Annotated in this window: 14 protein-coding genes and 1 pseudogene; 12 read left to right on the forward strand and 3 right to left on the reverse strand. The window is 71.6% G+C overall.

The features are described from left to right. The 3 genes and pseudogenes from MOJ79_RS17725 to MOJ79_RS17735 all read left to right on the forward strand — a co-directional run. Positions 1–104, forward strand: a pseudogene (locus tag MOJ79_RS17725) (electron transfer flavoprotein subunit alpha/FixB family protein); the annotation flags it as partial. Positions 105–165: 61 nt separating this feature from the next. Next, complete coding sequence (locus tag MOJ79_RS17730; protein WP_241925346.1) at positions 166–1956, forward strand: acyl-CoA dehydrogenase; 1791 nt, start codon at positions 166–168, stop codon at positions 1954–1956. Between the two features lie 20 nt (positions 1957–1976). Next, on the forward strand, positions 1977–2933 hold the full coding sequence (locus tag MOJ79_RS17735; protein WP_241925347.1) for an NAD(P)H-dependent flavin oxidoreductase: 957 nt from the start codon (positions 1977–1979) through the stop codon (positions 2931–2933). A gap of 7 nt (positions 2934–2940) precedes the next feature. On the opposite strand, the gene MOJ79_RS17740 is transcribed toward MOJ79_RS17735, so the two are convergent. Beyond that, a complete protein-coding gene (locus MOJ79_RS17740) occupies positions 2941–3285 on the reverse strand; it encodes a hypothetical protein (RefSeq protein WP_241925348.1) in 345 nt (114 codons plus the stop codon). A 244-nt stretch (positions 3286–3529) separates the two neighbouring features. On the opposite strand from MOJ79_RS17740, the gene MOJ79_RS17745 reads away from it, so the two are divergent. From MOJ79_RS17745 to zapE, 5 genes are all read left to right on the forward strand, one after another. Then, entirely contained in the window at positions 3530–6388 is a 2859-nt protein-coding gene (locus MOJ79_RS17745) for a 2-oxoglutarate dehydrogenase E1 component (RefSeq protein ID WP_241925349.1), read from the forward strand. A 140-nt stretch (positions 6389–6528) separates the two neighbouring features. Then, positions 6529–7809 (forward strand): 2-oxoglutarate dehydrogenase complex dihydrolipoyllysine-residue succinyltransferase, encoded by a 1281-nt coding sequence (gene odhB, locus MOJ79_RS17750; protein WP_241925350.1) that lies wholly within the window; start codon positions 6529–6531, stop codon positions 7807–7809. Positions 7810–7837: 28 nt separating this feature from the next. Further along, on the forward strand, positions 7838–8161 hold the full coding sequence (locus MOJ79_RS17755; protein ID WP_241925351.1) for a PspC domain-containing protein: 324 nt from the start codon (positions 7838–7840) through the stop codon (positions 8159–8161). Positions 8162–8182: 21 nt separating this feature from the next. Then, positions 8183–9610, forward strand: a complete 1428-nt coding sequence (lpdA, locus tag MOJ79_RS17760) for a dihydrolipoyl dehydrogenase (RefSeq protein WP_241925352.1) — start codon at positions 8183–8185, stop codon at positions 9608–9610. A 13-nt stretch (positions 9611–9623) separates the two neighbouring features. Then, positions 9624–10721: a cell division protein ZapE gene (gene zapE / locus MOJ79_RS17765; RefSeq protein WP_241925353.1), complete on the forward strand. Its 1098-nt coding sequence runs from the start codon at positions 9624–9626 to the stop codon at positions 10719–10721. A gap of 17 nt (positions 10722–10738) precedes the next feature. Here zapE and MOJ79_RS17770 read toward each other — a convergent pair whose 3' ends face one another. After that, on the reverse strand, positions 10739–11530 hold the full coding sequence (locus tag MOJ79_RS17770; protein WP_119287074.1) for a PP2C family protein-serine/threonine phosphatase: 792 nt from the start codon (positions 11528–11530) through the stop codon (positions 10739–10741). Positions 11531–11589: 59 nt separating this feature from the next. Here MOJ79_RS17770 and MOJ79_RS17775 point away from each other — a divergent pair, with 59 nt between their 5' ends. Beyond that, positions 11590–11796: a YdcH family protein gene (locus MOJ79_RS17775; protein ID WP_119287077.1), complete on the forward strand. Its 207-nt coding sequence runs from the start codon at positions 11590–11592 to the stop codon at positions 11794–11796. Between the two features lie 211 nt (positions 11797–12007). Beyond that, positions 12008–13993, forward strand: coding sequence for an ATP-dependent DNA helicase (locus tag MOJ79_RS17780; RefSeq protein WP_241925354.1), 1986 nt, complete (start codon positions 12008–12010; stop codon positions 13991–13993). Positions 13994–14007: 14 nt separating this feature from the next. On the opposite strand, the gene MOJ79_RS17785 is transcribed toward MOJ79_RS17780, so the two are convergent. Next, positions 14008–14820 carry an outer membrane protein assembly factor BamD gene (locus tag MOJ79_RS17785; protein WP_241925357.1) on the reverse strand — a complete coding sequence of 271 codons (813 nt, stop codon included), beginning with the start codon at positions 14818–14820 and terminating at the stop codon, positions 14008–14010. Positions 14821–14879: 59 nt separating this feature from the next. Between MOJ79_RS17785 and MOJ79_RS17790 the strand changes: the two genes are divergently transcribed. Both MOJ79_RS17790 and scpB read left to right on the forward strand, forming a co-directional pair. Continuing rightward, a complete protein-coding gene (locus MOJ79_RS17790) occupies positions 14880–15917 on the forward strand; it encodes an RluA family pseudouridine synthase (RefSeq protein WP_241925355.1) in 1038 nt (345 codons plus the stop codon). Positions 15918–16192: 275 nt separating this feature from the next. After that, the gene (gene scpB / locus MOJ79_RS17795) at positions 16193–16993 is read left to right on the forward strand and encodes an SMC-Scp complex subunit ScpB (protein WP_241925356.1); all 801 of its coding nucleotides are present in this window, start codon (positions 16193–16195) and stop codon (positions 16991–16993) included. Positions 16994–17124 lie beyond the last annotated feature (131 nt).

A 17124-nucleotide genomic window follows, 5' to 3' on the forward strand; every position in this document is an offset into this window, starting at 1 on the left:
TGGCGATCAACAAGGACCCCGAGGCGCCGATCTTCGCGGTGGCCGACTACGGCCTCGAGGCCGACCTGTTCACCGCCGTGCCGGAGCTGGTCGAAAAGCTCTGACCCCCATCCACCCCGCGGCGGGGGCGCCGGTGGCGCCCCCGCCGTCCATCCGGAGTGCCCCATGACTTACCGCGCCCCCGTAAAGGACATGCTGTTCGCGATGACCGAACTGGCCGGACTCGCACAAGTCGCGCAGCTGCCCGGTTTCGAGGAGGCCACCGCCGAGACGGCGCAGGCCGTGCTCGAGGAGTGCGCCAAGCTCAACGAAGGCGTCATCGCGCCGCTGAACTGGGAGGGGGACCGCAACCCGTCGTCGTGGAAGGACGGCGTGGTGACGACCACACCCGGCTTCAAGGAGGCGTTCCGCCAGTTCGTCGAAGGCGGCTGGCAGGGTCTGCAGCACCCGGTCGAATTCGGCGGGCAGGGGCTGCCGAAGACGATCGGTGCGGCCTGCGGCGAGATGCTCAACAGCGCCAATCTCAGCTTCGCGCTGTGCCCGCTGCTGACCGACGGCGCGATCGAGGCGCTGCTGACCGCCGGCAGCGACACCCAGAAGGCCACGTACATCCCGCCGATGATCGAAGGCCGCTGGACCGGCACGATGAACCTGACCGAGCCGCAGGCCGGCAGCGACCTCGCCGCGGTGCGCACACGCGCCGAGCCGCAGCCCGACGGCACCTACCGGATCTTCGGCACGAAGATCTTCATCACGTATGGCGAGCACGACATGGCCGAGAACATCGTCCACCTCGTGCTCGCGCGCGTCACCGGCGCGCCCGAGGGCGTCAAGGGCATCAGCCTGTTCATCGTGCCCAAGTTCCTCGTCAACGCCGACGGCAGCCTCGGCGCGCGCAACGACGTGCACTGCGTCAGCATCGAGCACAAGCTGGGCATCAAGGCCAGCCCGACCGCGGTGCTGCAGTACGGCGACCATGGCGGCGCGGTGGGCTACCTCGTCGGCCAGGAGAACCGCGGCCTCGAGTACATGTTCATCATGATGAACGCCGCGCGCTACGCGGTCGGCGTGCAGGGCATTGCGCTGGCCGAGCGCGCGTACCAGAAGGCGGTGGCCTACGCGCGCGAGCGCGTGCAGGGCCGGCCGGTCGACGGCTCGCTGCCCAAGGCCGGGCCGATCCTCCATCACCCCGACGTGCGGCGCATGCTGATGACGATGCGTGCCTACACCGAGGGCTGCCGCGCGATGGCGGCCGTCGCGGCCGCCGCCTACGACGCCGCGCACGCGCACCCGGACGCCGCCGTGCGCGCGAGCAACCAGGCCTTCTATGAGTTCATGGTGCCGCTCGTGAAGGGCTACAGCACCGAGATGAGCCTCGAGGTCGCCTCGCTCGGCGTGCAGGTGCACGGCGGCATGGGCTTCATCGAGGAGACGGGCGCGGCGCAGTACCTGCGCGACGCCAAGATCCTGACGATCTACGAGGGCACGACGGCGATCCAGGCCAACGACCTCGTCGGCCGCAAGACGGCGCGCGACGGCGGCGCGACGGCCAAGGCGATCGCGGCGCAGATCGAAGCCACCGAGGGCGAGCTCGCGCGGCACGGCGGCGCGGCCGCGGCGGCAATGCGCAAGCGCCTGGCCGCGGCACGCGCGGCCTTCGTCGAGGTCGTCGACTACATCGTCGCGAACACGAAGACGAACCCCAACGCCGCGTTCGCCGGTTCGGTGCCGTACCTGATGCTCGCCGGCAACGTGATGGCCGGCTGGCAGATGGCGCGCGCGCTGCTCGCGGCCGAGCGCAAGCTCGCGGCCGGCGAGGACACCGCGTTCATGCAGGCCAAGGTCACGACGGCGCGCTTCTACGCCGACCACATCCTGAGCAAGGTGCCGGGCCTGCGCGACAGCATCGTCGAAGGCGCCGAGGGTGTCACGGCGATGGCGCTCGACGCCTTCTGAATCCACCCCGGGAGACCGCATTGACCCTGCCTGCCGTGTTCGCCAACCTGACGCTGCCGGTCATCGGCGCGCCGCTGTTCATCATCAGCAACCCGAAGCTCGTCATCGCGCAGTGCACCGCGGGCGTCGTCGGCTCGATGCCGGCGCTCAACGCGCGGCCCGCGTCGCAGCTCGACGAGTGGCTGGCCGAGATCACGGAAGGCCTGGCGGCGTGGAACCGCGACCACCCGGACCGCCCGGCCGCGCCGTTCGCGATCAACCAGATCGTGCACAAGAGCAACGACCGCCTCGAGCACGACATGCAGGTGTGCGCGAAGTACAAGGTGCCGATCGTGATCACGAGCCTCGGCGCGCGCACCGACGTCAACGACGCGGTGCACGCCTGGGGCGGCATCGTGCTGCACGACGTCATCAACAACACGTTCGCGCACAAGGCCGTCGACAAGGGCGCCGACGGGCTGATCGCCGTGGCCGCCGGCGCCGGCGGCCATGCCGGCACGAAGAGCCCGTTCGCGCTGGTGCAGGAGATCCGCGAGTGGTTCGACGGCCCGCTGGCGCTGTCGGGGGCGATCGCCACCGGCGGCGCGGTGCTGGCGGCGCAGGCGATGGGCGCCGACTTCGCCTACATCGGCTCGGCCTTCATCGCCACCGACGAGGCGCGCGCCTCCGACGCGTACAAGCAGTGCATCGTCGACTGCACGAGCGACGACATCGTCTACTCGAGCCTGTTCACCGGCGTGCACGGCAACTACCTGAAGCCGTCGATCCGCGCCGCCGGCATGGACCCGGACCACCTGCCCGAGGGCGACGTCAGCACGATGAACTTCGCCAGCGGCGGTGCCGCGAAGGCGTGGAAGGACATCTGGGGCTGCGGCCAGGGCATCGGCGCGGTGCACGCCGTCGTGCCGGCGCGCGAGCTGATCGCGCGCCTGAAGCGCGAATACGACGCCGCCCGCGCGCGGCTGGCGCTGCGCTGACGCGCGTTCAGCGCGACGGCTGCGGCACGAGGTCGCTGTCGCAGCCCGCGCCGGCGGCGATCCAGCGCGCGGCCAGCGCACGCGCGGCCGGCGCGGCCCAGCGCGGCACGCGCAGCGTGGCTTCGGCGTCGGCGAGCGCGCCGCAGCGGTAGCGCGCCTGCGCGTCGTCCCAGCGCAGCGCGGCGCAGGCGCCGCGGCGTCTGCGCGTCAGCGCGATGCCCAGCGGGCACGGCTCGGCCGCACAGCACACGCCGCAGCCGTTGCACGCGGCGCCGGGCGGCGGCTTCGGCGGTGCGAGCGGATGCAGCAGGATCACGCGAGAAGTCACCACGGCGTGGATTGGACGCCACATGGCGCCGCGCTTGTCAGCGAATCGGAAGGGTTGGCGGCGTCAAATCGCGGCACGGGCGGTGAAAACGAGAGTACAGTCGCGCCCGTGATGTGAGGTCCTTCCCGTCCCCTTGCTGGTCCAGGCGCAGGTCTGGTGCGAGACAAGCAGCAAGGCGGGTCGCAATCCGCCAACCGGTGCAGCCGGGCCGCGGAAGGTTTGACAACCCATCGGAGCCCTGGAAACCGGGGCGAAAGGTGAGCGAGCGATGATGGAACAATTCAGGGCGAACTCGTACCTGTTCGGCGGCAACGCCCCCTACGTCGAGGAGCTGTACGAGGCCTACCTCGACAACCCCGGCAGCGTGCCCGACAACTGGCGCGCCTATTTCGACAATCTGCAGCACGTGCCGGCGGTCGACGGCAGCGAGGCGCGCGACGTCGCCCACGCCCCCGTCATCGAGTCGTTCGCGCAGCGGGCCAAGGCCAACGCGTTCGCCGTCAAGACGTCGAGCGCCGACCTGGCGATCGCGCGCAAGCAGGTCCACGTCCAGAGCCTGATCGCCGCGTACCGCTTCCTCGGCAGCCGCTGGGCCGACCTCGACCCGCTCAAGCGCCAGGAGCGCCCGAAGATCCCCGAGTTGGAGCCCGCGTTCTACGACCTGACCGAGGCCGACATGGACCTCGCGTTCAGCGCGACGAACACGTACTTCACCAAGGCCGAGGAGATGACGCTGCGCGAGATCGTGCAGGCCCTGCGTGACACGTACTGCGGCACCGTCGGTGCCGAGTTCATGCACATCACCGACCCGGCCGAGAAGCGCTGGTGGCAGGAGCGCCTGGAGAGCAGCCGCAGCAAGCCGACCTTCACCGCCGACAAGAAGAAGCACATCCTCGAGCGGCTGACGGCCGCCGAGGGCCTCGAGCGCTACCTGCACACGAAGTACGTCGGCCAGAAGCGCTTCTCGCTCGAGGGCGGCGAGAGCTTCATCGCCGCGATGGACGAGCTGGTGCAGCGTGCCGGCGAGCAGGGCGTGCAGGAGATCGTCATCGGCATGGCGCACCGCGGCCGGCTGAACGTGCTCGTCAACACGCTGGGCAAGATGCCCAAGGACCTGTTCGCCGAGTTCGAGCACACCGCGCCCGAGAACCTGCCGGCCGGCGACGTCAAGTACCACCAGGGCTTCTCGAGCGACGTCTCGACACCCGGCGGACCGGTGCACCTGAGCCTGGCGTTCAACCCGTCGCACCTCGAGATCGTCAACCCAGTCGTCGAGGGCTCGGTGCGCGCACGCCAGGACCGCCGCGGCGACAAGGAAGGCAAGCTCGTGCTGCCGGTGCTGGTGCACGGCGACGCCGCGTTCGCCGGCCAAGGCGTCGTGATGGAGACGCTGGCGCTCGCGCAGACGCGCGGCTACTACACCGGCGGGACGGTGCACATCGTCATCAACAACCAGATCGGCTTCACGACGAGCGACCCGCGCGACAGCCGCTCGACGCTGTATTGCACCGACGTCGTCAAGATGATCGAGGCGCCGGTGCTGCACGTCAACGGCGACGATCCCGAGGCGGTGGTGTTCTGCACGCAGCTGGCGATGGACTACCGCCAGCAGTTCAAGAAGGACGTCGTCGTCGACATCGTGTGCTTCCGCAAGCTCGGCCACAACGAGCAGGACACGCCGAGCCTGACGCAGCCGCTGATGTACAAGAAGATCGCCAAGCATCCGGGCACGCGCAAGCTGTACGGCGACAAACTCGTGCTGCAGGGCGTGCTGCCGCCCGACGGCCCCGACGAGATGGCCAAGGCCTACCGCGCCGCGATGGACGCCGGGCGCCACACCGTCGACCCGGTGTTGACGAACTTCAAGAGCAAGTACGCGGTCGACTGGACGCCGTTCCTCGGCAAGAAGTGGACCGATGCGGCCGACACCGCGCTGCCGCTCGCCGAGCTCAAGCGCCTGGCCGAGCGCATCACGACGGTGCCGCCGAACTTCAAGCTGCACCCGCTGGTCGAGAAGGTACTCGCCGACCGCGCCGCGATGGGCCGCGGCGAGATCAACGTCGACTGGGGCATGGGCGAGCACCTGGCGTTCGCGTCGCTGGTGGCCAGCGGCTACGCGGTGCGGCTGTCGGGCGAGGACAGCGGGCGCGGCACCTTCGTGCACCGTCACGCCGTGCTGCACGACCAGAACCGCGAGAAGTGGGACGAGGGCACCTACATCCCGCTGCAGAACGTCGCCGAGGGCCAGGCCCCGTTCACCGTCATCGACTCGATCCTGTCGGAAGAGGCGGTGCTCGGCTTCGAGTACGGCTACGCGTCGGCCGACCCGAACACGCTGACGATCTGGGAGGCGCAGTTCGGTGACTTCGCCAACGGTGCGCAGGTCGTCATCGACCAGTTCATCGCCAGCGGCGAGGTCAAGTGGGGCCGCGCCAACGGCCTGGTGCTGATGCTGCCGCACGGCTACGAGGGGCAGGGCCCCGAGCACAGCTCGGCGCGCCTCGAGCGCTTCATGCAGCTGGCCGCGGACAACAACATCCAGATCTGCCAGCCGACGACGGCGTCACAGATCTTCCACCTGCTGCGCCGGCAGATGGTGCGCCAGTTCCGCAAGCCGCTGATCATCTTCACGCCCAAGTCGCTGCTGCGCGCGAAAGACGCGACCTCGCCGCTGTCCGAGTTCGCCAAGGGCGAGTTCCGCACCGTGATGCCCGAGGTCGACGCCGGCATCGTGGCGGCCAAGGTCAAGCGGGTGATCGTCTGCTCGGGCAAGGTGTACTTTGACCTCGCGCGCAAGCGCGCCGAAAAGGGCGCCGACGACGTCGCGATCCTGCGCGTTGCGCAGCTGTACCCGTTCCCGCACAAGGCGTTCGCGACCGAGATGAAGAAGTACCCGAACGCCACCGAGGTCATCTGGTGCCAGGACGAGCCGCAGAACCAGGGCGCGTGGTTCTTCGTGCAGCACTACATCCACGAGAACATGCTCGACGGCCAGAAGCTCGGCTACGCCGGGCGGCCCGCATCGGCGTCGCCGGCGGTCGGCTACGCGCACCTGCACCAGGAGCAACAGAAGGCGCTGCTCGACCAGGCCTTCGGCAAGATCAAGGGCTTCGTGCTGACGAAGTAAGACCACCCCCGAAGCGCCTTCGGCGCTCCCCCAGGTCACGAAGGGGACCTTCGGGTCCTGGGGGGCGCCGCCGGCGGGCCGGCGAAGCCGGCTCCGCGGCGGCCGCTTGACGGGCGCGCGTCACACCCAGAAAGACGAACATGGCAATCGTTGAAGTGAAGGTTCCGCAACTGTCGGAATCGGTGGCCGAGGCCACGCTGCTGCAGTGGAAGAAGAAGCCCGGCGAGGCCGTGGCGATGGACGAGATCCTCATCGAGATCGAGACCGACAAGGTCGTGCTCGAAGTGCCCGCGCCGGCCGCCGGCGTGCTGGCCGAGGTCGTCGTCGGCGACGGCGGCACCGTCGTCAGTGACCAGGTGATCGCGCGCATCGACACCGAGGCCGTCGCCGGCGTCGCGGCGCCGGCGCCCGCGCCTGCCGCGGCGGTGGCGCCTTCGCCCGCCCCTTCGCCCGCCCCGGCGCCCGCGCCGGTCGCCGCGGCCGGCGCCAGGACCGGCGTCGCGATGCCCGCAGCCGCCAAGCTGATGGCCGACCACGGCCTCGCACCGGGCTCGGTGCCCGGCACCGGCAAGGATGGCCGCGTGACCAAGGGCGACGTCCTCGGTGCGCTGGCCGCACCGGCCAAGCCGGCCGCGCCGGCGCCCGCGGCCGCGCCGGTGGCGCCGGCCGTGGCCAAGCCGCTGCCGCCGGTGGCCGCACCGGTCAAGCTCAACCTCGGCGACCGCCCCGAACAGCGCGTGCCGATGACGCGCCTGCGCGCGCGCGTGGCCGAGCGCCTGCTGCAGTCGCAGGCCACCAACGCGATCCTGACCACCTTCAACGAGGTCAACATGGCCCCGGTGATGGAGATGCGCAAGCGCTTTCAGGAGAAGTTCGAGAAGGAGCACGGCGTCAAGCTCGGTTTCATGAGCTTCTTCGTCAAGGCCGCGGTGCACGCGCTGAAGAAGTACCCGATCCTCAACGCGTCGGTCGACGGCACCGACATCGTCTATCACGGCTACTTCGACATCGGCATCGCGGTGGGCAGCCCGCGCGGGCTGGTGGTGCCGATCCTGCGCAACGCCGACCAGATGACGTTCGCCGAGATCGAGAAGAAGATCGCCGAGTTCGGCGTCAAGGCCAAGGACGGCAAGCTCGGCATCGAGGAACTGACCGGCGGCACGTTCTCGATCAGCAACGGCGGCGTGTTCGGCAGCATGCTCAGCACGCCGATCATCAATCCGCCGCAAAGCGCGATCCTCGGCGTGCACGCGACGAAGGAGCGGCCGGTGGTCGAGAACGGGCAGATCGTGATCCGCCCGATCAACTACCTCGCGATGTCGTACGACCACCGCATCATCGACGGCCGCGAGGCCGTGCTCGGTCTGGTGGCGATGAAGGAGGCGCTGGAGGACCCGGCGCGCCTGCTGTTCGACATCTGATCGTCACGCCCCGCGTCCGACGCCTCGCATGAGCCTCGCCGACGAACTCGTCAAGCTCGAGCAGCTGCACGCCAGCGGCGCGCTCAGCGACGACGAGTTCGCGCGCGCGAAGGCGCGCCTGCTCGACGCGCCCCCGTCGCCGCCGCCACCGCCGCCCGCAGTGCAGGCCTTCAATGCGCTGCGCCGCAACCGCACCGACAAGTGGCTCGGCGGCGTGTCCGGCGGGCTGGCGATCGCCACCGGCGTCGATTCGTGGATCTGGCGCCTGCTGTTCGCGCTGCTGGCGATGGCCGGTGGCACCGGCGTCGTCCTCTACCTGCTGCTGTGGATCTTCGTGCCCCCCGAGGCCTGATCCGCCCACTCCTGACCACCCATGTCCAAGACCTTCGACGTCATCGTGATCGGCGGCGGCCCCGGCGGCTACATCGCCGCGATCCGCGCCGCCCAGCTCGGCTTCAACACGGCCTGCATCGACGAGTGGAAGAACGCCGCCGGCGGCCCGGCCCCCGGCGGCACCTGCACCAACGTCGGCTGCATCCCGAGCAAGGCGCTGCTGCAAAGCAGCGAGTACTTCGAGCACGCCGGCCACCACTTCGCGGCCCACGGCATCGGCCTGGACAACCTGCGCATCGACGTCGCGAAGATGCTCGCGCGCAAGGACACCGTCGTGAAGCAGAACAACGACGGCATCCTGTACCTGTTCAAGAAGAACAAGGTCAGCTTCTTCCACGGCCGCGGCTCGTTCGTGAAGGCCGTCGACGGCGGCTGGGAGATCCAGGTCCGCGGCGCGCAGGACGAGACGCTGGTGGGCAAGCAGGTCATCGTCGCCACCGGCTCGAACCCGCGGGCACTGCCGGGCGTCGCTTTCGACGAGGAGCGCATCCTCAGCAACGACGGCGCGCTGCGCATCCCGGCGGTGCCGAAGACGCTGGGCCTGATCGGCTCGGGCGTGATCGGGCTCGAGATGGGCTCGGTGTGGCGCCGCCTCGGCGCGCAGGTGACGGTGCTCGAAGCGCTGCCGACCTTCCTCGGTGCCGTCGACGAGCAGATCGCGAAGGAGGCGCACAAGGCGTTCACGAAGCAGGGCCTGAAGATCGAGCTCGGTGTCAAGGTCGGCGAGATCCAGGCGGGCAAGAAGGGCGTCACGGTCGCCTACACCGACGCCAAGGGCGCGGCGCAGACGCTCGAGGTCGAGCGGCTGATCGTCTCGATCGGCCGCGTGCCGAACACGACGGGCCTCAACGCCGAGGCGGTCGGGCTCCAGCTCGACGAGCGCGGCGCGATCGTCGTCGATGCCGAGTGCCGCACGAACCTGCCCGGCGTGTGGGCGGTGGGCGACGTCGTGCGCGGTCCGATGCTCGCGCACAAGGCCGAGGAGGAGGGCGCGGCGGTGGCCGAGCGCATCGCCGGCCAGCACCCCCACGTCGACTTCAACACGATTCCGTGGGTCATCTACACCAGCCCCGAGATCGCGTGGGTCGGCCAGACCGAGCAGCAGCTCAAGGCGGCCGGCCGCGCGTACAGGGCCGGCACGTTCCCGTTCGCGGCCAACGGGCGCGCGCGCGCGCTCGGCGACACGACCGGGATGGTCAAGGTCCTCGCCGACGCCGCCACCGACGAGATCCTCGGCGTGCACATCGTCGGCCCGATGGCCAGCGAGCTGATCGTCGAGGCGGTCGTCGCGATGGAGTTCCGCGCCAGCAGCGAAGACATCGCACGCATCTGCCATGCGCACCCGTCGCTGTCGGAGGCGACGAAGGAAGCCGCGCTCGCGGTCGACAAGCGCGCGCTGAATTTCTGAGCGGCCGCGCGCGGTGGGCGTCCGGCAGGTCTACCTGAACGCGCTGCGCGAGCGCGGGTTCCTGCCCGACCCGGCGCAGCTGCGCGCCGTCGACGCGCTCGAACGTTGCGAGAACGAGTGGCTCGCGTACCTGGCGCGCCGGCGCACGGCGCTGCAGCGCATGTTCGTCAAGCCGCCGATCCCGCGCGGCGTGTACATGCACGGCGGCGTCGGGCGCGGCAAGAGCTTCCTGATGGACTGCTTCTTCCAGTCCGTGCCGCTCAAGCGCAAGACGCGGCTGCACTTCCACGAGTTCATGCGCGAGGTGCACCGCGAGCTGCAGGAGCTCAAGGGCACCGCCAACCCCCTCGACGAGCTCGGCCGCCGCATCGCGCGCCGCTTCCGGCTGATCTGTTTCGACGAGTTCCACGTCGCCGACGTCACCGACGCGATGATCCTGCACCGCCTGCTCAAGGCGCTGTTCGACCAGCGCGTGAGCATCGTGACGACGTCGAACTTCCACCCCGACGCGCTGTACCCCCACGGGCTGCACCGCGACCGCATCCTGCCGGCGATCGAGCTGCTGAAGGACAAGCTCGAGGTCGTCGACGTCGACGGCGGCACCGACTACCGCCGCCGCACGCTCGAACGTCTGCAGACCTACCACACGCCGCTGGGCCCCGAGGCCGACGCGGCGCTCGAGGCCGCGTTCGAGCAGCTCGCCGAGGCGCGCGACGAGGACCCCGAGCTTCACATCGAGCACCGTGTGCTGCACGCGCGCCGGCGTGCCGGCGGCGTCGTGTGGTTCGACTTCGCGACGCTGTGCGGCGGTCCGCGCTCGCAGAACGACTACCTCGAAATCGCCTCGCGCTTCCACACCGTGCTGCTGTCGGGCGTGCCGCAGATGCCCCCGCGGCTGGCCAGCGAGGCACGGCGCTTCACCTGGCTCGTCGACGTGCTGTACGACCGCCGCGTGCGCCTGATCGTCTCGGCGCAGGTGCCGCCCGAGCAGCTCTACCTCGAGGGACCGCTGGCGCACGAGTTCCCGCGCACCGTCTCGCGGCTGCACGAGATGCAGTCGGCCGAGTATCTGGCCCAGGGTCGACGCGAGGTCGACACGCGGCTGACCTGAGCGCCGCCGGCGCTCGCTCAGCGCGCCGGCGCCGGCTTGGGCCGGTCCAGGGCCTCGACCTTGATCATCGCCAGCGACAGGTTGTCGCCGGCGCCGCGCGCGCGCTGGCGCGCCTTCTCGACCAGCAGCTCGCTCGCCTCGCGCGGCGGCAGCGAGTGCACGACGTCGCCGAACTCGGCCGGCGTGAAGTAATGCCACAGGCCGTCGCTGCAGGCCAACAGCGTGTCGCCGATCGCCAGCTGGTCGATGCGCGCCAGCGTGATCGGCGGTTCCTGCTGCGTGCCCAGGCAGCCGGTCAGCAGGTTCGACTGCGGGTGCGTGTTGGCCTCCTCCTCGCTGAGCGTGCCCTCGTCGAGCAGGCGCTGCACGTAGGAGTGGTCGCTGGTGCGGCCGATCATCGCCGCGCCGCGAAAGTGGTACACGCGCGAGTCGCCGGCGTGGACCACGTCGCAGCGCAGCCCCGGCGTGATCAGGAACGCGGCGACGGTGCTGTGCGGCTCCTCCTCGGCGGTGATCGCGGTGAGCTTGATCATCAGGTGCGCCTCGAGCACGAGCTGGCGCAGCAGCTCGGCCGGGTCGTCGTCCTTGGGCGTGAAGCGCTCGAACAGCTGGCGCGCCGTCAGGATGACCTGGTCGGCGGCCTTGCGTCCGCCGCTCTTGCCGCCCATGCCGTCGGCCACGATGGCCAGCGTGCAGCCCGGGACCTTGTCGTGCACGAGGATCTGCACCTGGTCCTGCTGGTACAGGCGGTCTCCGCGGTGCAGCGCGGTGGCCGCCGAGAGGCGGTAAGCGGAAGGCGCTTTCGACATGGCGCGCCGACTATACGGCAGCGCCTGCGTGCGAAAGCTACACTGCGCGGCGCTTCGTGATGAACGACGAGAACCTGCATTCGCCCCAGCGCCGGCTGATCGAGCTGCGCATCGAGCATGCCGATCTCGACGACCTGATCGACCGTGCGGCGCTGGACCGCCCGGGCGACGACTTGGCGTTGCGGCGGCTGAAGAAGCGGCGTCTGCTGCTGCGCGACCAGATCGCGCGGCTCGAGGCGCAGCTCGAGCCGCCCGAGCCGGCGTGAACGGGCTCCCCCCTGCAGCGGCTGCGGCCTGCCGGCTGGCATGCCGGCAGGCCTTCGCGGGCGTGCGTCCGTCCGCAGGGAAGGTCGCATGTCGCCGCTCGGCCCCCCGGGGGGGCGCCGCCAGCGAACCGGCCAAGCCGCCTACGCGGCGGCCGCTCGACGCGATCGCGTGGCGCCCGGGGTTTCGACTGCGCCGGGGCCGTGGGGCCTGATGCCGGTGCACGGGGACACGGTCACCGACGAACTGGAGCCAGCGGTCGACGCGGCGTTCGCGGCCGGCGGTCCGCTGGCGCGCGCCGACGCCGGCTACGTCGAGCGCGAGGTGCAGCAGATCTTCGCGCGCGCCGTCGCACGCGCGATCGAGACGCGCTCGGCGCTCGTCGTCGAGGCCGGCACCGGCGTCGGCAAGACGTTCGCGTACCTCGTGCCGCTGCTGCTGTCCGGGCGGCGCGCGCTCGTCAGCACGGCCACCAAGAGTCTGCAGGACCAGCTCTACCTGCGCGACTTGCCGCGGCTCGCGCAGGCGCTGCACGTGCCGGTGCGGCTGGCGCTGCTCAAGGGCCGCGCGAGCTACCTGTGCCTGCACCGGCTGCAGCAGGCGCGGCAGTCGGCGCAGCTGCCCGACCGCCTGGCGGTGCGCGCGCTGGCGCGCGTCGAGCAGTGGGCGACGACGACGCACAGCGGCGACCTGGCCGAACTCACCGGACTCGACGAGCGCTCGCCGGTCATTCCGCTCGTCACATCGACACGCGACAACTGCCTGGGCAGCGACTGCCCGCAGTGGCGCGACTGCCACGTGATGGCGGCGCGCCGCGACGCGATGGCCGCCGACATCGTCGTCGTCAACCACCACCTGTTCTTCGCCGACCTCGCGCTGCGCGACAGCGGCGTCGCCGAGCTGCTGCCCACCGTCGACGCCGCCGTCTTCGACGAGGCGCACCAGCTCGTCGAGGCCGGCGTGCAGTTCCTCGGCACGACGCTGGCCAGCGCCGCGGTCGTCGACTTCGCGCGCGACCTGCTCGCCGCGGGGCTGCAGTGGGCGCGCGGGCTGCAGCCGTGGCCCGACCTCGCGGCCGCCTGCGACCGTGCCGCGCGCGAGCTGCGGCTGTCGGCCGGCGGGGCCGTGCGCGGGTCCGCGAGGCGGCCCTGGAGCGACGTCGTCGCCCGGCAGGGTTTCGCAGAGGCACTGGCCGCGCTCGCGGCGGCCGCCGACGGCGCTGCCGCAGCGCTGGACACAGTGAGCGAACTGGCCCCCGACTTCCCGCGCCTGCAGCAGCGCGCGCTCGGCCTGGCGCGGCTGGCGCGCCAGTTCGCCGGCGCCGCCCCCGATGACCGCGTGCGCTGGGTCGACCTGACCTCGCTGCACGTGCGCCTGGTCGAGTCGGCGCTCGACATCCGCGCGACGATGGTCGCGCAGCGCGCGGGCGCACCGAAGGCCTGGATCTTCACGTCGGCCACGCTCGGCGACGACGAGTGCCTGTCGTGGTTCACCGGTCCCGCGGGCCTCGACGACGCGACGACGCTCAAGCTCGGCAGCCCGTTCGACTACGCGGCGCACGCGCGGCTGTGGGTGCCGCCGCGGCTGCCCCGGCCCGGCGACGCCGCGCACGCGCTGGCGGTCGCCGAGGTCGCGCGCCGCTGCGCGCAGGTGCTCGGCGGGCGCACCTTCGTGCTGACGACGACGCTGCGCGCGCTCGACGTGGTGGCGCAGGCGCTGCGCGAACACCTCGCCGACAGCGGGCTCGACGTGCTCGTGCAGGGCGACGAGCCCAAGCGCGCGCTGCTGCAGCGCTTCGTCGCGCGGCCGCAGGGCGTGCTCGTCGGCTCGCAGAGCTTCTGGGAAGGCATCGACGTGCCGGGCGACGCGCTGCAGTGCGTCGTGATCGACAAGCTGCCGTTCCCGCCGCCGAACGACCCGCTCGTCGAGGCGCGCGCGCGGCAGATCGAACGCGCCGGGCGCTCGGCGTTCAACGAGTACTTCGTCGCCGAGGCCGCGGTGTCGCTGAAGCAGGGCGCCGGGCGGCTGATCCGCACCGAGACCGACCGCGGCCTGCTCGTCGTGTGCGACCCGCGGCTGACGCAGATGGGCTACGGCGCGCGGCTGCGCGCGGCGCTGCCGCCGATGCCGCTGCTGCGCGACGAGGCGCAGGCGATGGACTGGCTGACGCAGCTGGCCGCCGAACGCGACGGCGGCTGACGCGCGAGCTCAGCTCACCACAGTCGCCACCAGGGGCGCTCGCGTTCGACGAGCTCGCCGCCGCGCAGGAATCGGCTGTCGGGGAAGTTGAGCTTGAGCACGCGCTCGACGTCGTCGCGCAGCGTCGCGAGGCCGAGCCGGTCGTAGCTGCGCGCGAGCAGGTACAGCGCCTCCTCGGCGGCCGGCGCCTGGCGGTACTCCTGCAGCGCGTACTGCGCGCGGTTGGCCGCCGCCACGTAGGCCCCGCGCCGGTAGTAGTAGCGCGCGACGTGGACCTCGTACTCGGCCAGCGCGTTGACGATGTAGTCCATGCGCACGCGCGCGTCGTCGGCGTACTTCGACTGCGGGTACATGTCGACGAGCTGCTTGAACGACTGGTAGGCCTCGCGCGAGGCCTGCTGGTCGCGCTCCGACAGCTCCTGCCCCGACAGGTTGCCGAAGAAGCCCAGGTTGTCGACGAAGTTCACGAGCCCGCGCAGGTACATCGCGTAATCGATCGCCGGGCTCGACGGGTGCAGCCGGATGAAGCGGTCCAGACCGGCCAGCGCCTGTTCGCGCTCGCCGCTCTTCCAGCGCGCGTAGGCCAGTTCGAGCTGCGCCTGCTGCGCGAGCAGCGTGCCGGCGGCGCGGCCCTCGACGCGCTCGAGCGTCGCGATCGCGCGCTCGTAGTTGCCCGAGGCGAGGTCGTCGCGGGCCTCTGCATACAATGCCTCGGCCGTCCGGTTGTCGTCGACCTTGGGCGTGCTGCCGCAGGCGGCCAGCAGCGCCGCCAGACCCAGCGCGGCGATCGTCTTCGATGCGGCCCAGGGGCCGCGGCTTCGGATCATGTTCATCGTGGGCGCCGGCACGTCCGACGCGCGCTCCGTTCCAACCAGCGCGCAGTGTAATGGCCCGATCCATCGAGACCCCGCGTCAGTCCCATGGCGACGAGCCCGACTGGGACGACGACGAGGCGGGTGACGCCGCCGGTGGCGGCGAAGGCGCCGTCGAGCTGCGCGAGCGCGCGGTCGACGCCGCGCTGCATGGTCTGCGGCTGGACAAGGCGCTCGTCGCGCTGGCCCCCGAGTTCTCGCGCAGCCATCTGCAGGGCTTGATCGAGCGCGGCCACGTGCGCGTCGACGGCGAGGTGGCGACCGTGGCCTCGCGCACGGTGCGCGCCGGCCAGCGCCTTGCGGTCGAGCTGGTGCCCACCGCGCAGGCGCGCGCGTTCCGCCCGCAGCCGATGGCGCTCGTCGTCGTGCACGAGGATGACGACGTGCTCGTGATCGACAAGCCCGCCGGGCTGGTCGTGCACCCCGCGCCCGGGAACTGGTCGGGTACGCTGGTCAATGGCCTGCTGGCGCGCGACGCCGGTGCGGCCGCGCTGCCGCGCGCCGGCATCGTGCACCGGCTCGACAAGGACACCTCGGGGCTGATGGTGGTGGCACGGACGCTGCCGGCGATGACCGCGCTGGTGCGCGCGATCGCCGCGCGCGAGGTGCGGCGCGAGTACCAGGCGCTGGCGCACGGCGACGTCGGCGCGGCGCCGTTCACGGTCGACGCCCCGATCGGCCGCGACCCTCGCGTGCGTGTGCGCATGGCCGTCGTCGCACACGGCAAGCCGGCGCGCACCGACGTCACGCCGGTGGCGCATGCGCGGGGCGTGAGCGCGGTGTGGTGCCGGCTGCACACCGGGCGCACCCACCAGATCCGCGTCCATCTGGCGCACCGCGGCCATCCGCTGGTGGCCGACGCGCTGTACGGCGGGGCGCCGGCGCTCGGCGTCGCGCGGCAGGCGCTGCACGCGGCGCGCCTGGGTTTTGCACACCCGGTGTCGGGCGCGTGGTTGCAGTTCGAGCGGCCGCTGCCGGCCGACCTCGCGCGCGCGTGGCAGCAGGTGGTCGGCGCTGCGCCAGCGGCTACAATGCGTTCCGGTTCCGAATGACCCGGGACACGTGGCGCGGCAGGCGCGCGTGTCCGACGTGGCCGGCACGACGGGCGATCCCCGCTGCCGGCGTGCCGCCGGCAGCGGCCAACGAGCGGTCGAACGCGCTGCGCGCCGCACCGACGGTGGCGATTCCACCGCGCGACCGGCTTCGAGCAGGAAGACCCCGACCGGTGCCTTGCCGGACTGCGTGGTTCGCCCGCAGACCGCAAACCCGCGACAACCCGAACGTACGCACTGCGCCCGGCCGCCCAGCGGCCCGCCGACCGATCCCGATGAACACCGACGACGCCAAGCGCGTGCTCGAGACTGCGCTGTTGTGCGCAGCGCAGCCGCTGTCGCTGCGCGAACTGCGCCAGCTGTTCGACGACCAGGTCGGCGCCGACACGCTGCGCAGCCTGCTCGACGAACTGGCCAGCGACTGGGCCGGCCGCGGGGTCGAGCTCGTCACGCTCGCGTCGGGATGGCGCTTCCAGAGCCGTCCCGAGATGCGCGAGTTCCTCGACCGCCTGCATCCCGAGAAGCCGCCGCGCTATTCGCGCGCGGTGCTCGAGACGCTGGCCATCATCGCGTACCGCCAGCCCGTGACGCGCGGCGACATCGAAGACATCCGCGGCGTCACGGTGGGCAGCCAGATCGTCAAGCAGCTCGAGGACCGCGGCTGGATCGAAGTCATCGGCCACCGCGACGCGCCGGGCCGCCCGGCGCTGTACGGCACGACGCGGCAGTTCCTCGACGATCTCGGCCTGGCGAGCCTGGCCGATCTGCCGGCCATCGACGGCGCGAGCCCCGCGGCGGTGGCCGAAGCGCCACCGTTGCAGCCGTCGCTGCTCGACGTCGCCGAGCACGGCGACGACGGCGATTCCGCCGTGGCGGCCGACGCGCCCTCCGCGGTCGCAGTCGGCGAGGCCGCCGCCGATGCCATCGCTGACACCGAGGCCGCGAACGGCGTGCCCGCCGCACCGGCCGCCGACGCGGCGCCGAACGCAGCGGCGGCGGCCACCGAAGACGCGTCGTCGCCGCCCCCGACGTCCCACGACCCCCTGTCCGAATCTACGTCACCGCCACAGCCATGAACGCGACCGACCCCGACTTCACGCCGCCGCCCGCGCCCGCCGACGATGCGCGCGCCGAGCCCGCGGCCGCGGCACCGGCCGAGCCATCGGCGCGGCGGGCCCGCCGCGCGAGCGCCGCACCGGCCGAGGCG

This window comes from Calidifontimicrobium sp. SYSU G02091 (assembly GCF_022631395.1).
Lineage (GTDB): Bacteria > Pseudomonadota > Gammaproteobacteria > Burkholderiales > Burkholderiaceae_C > Calidifontimicrobium > Calidifontimicrobium sediminis.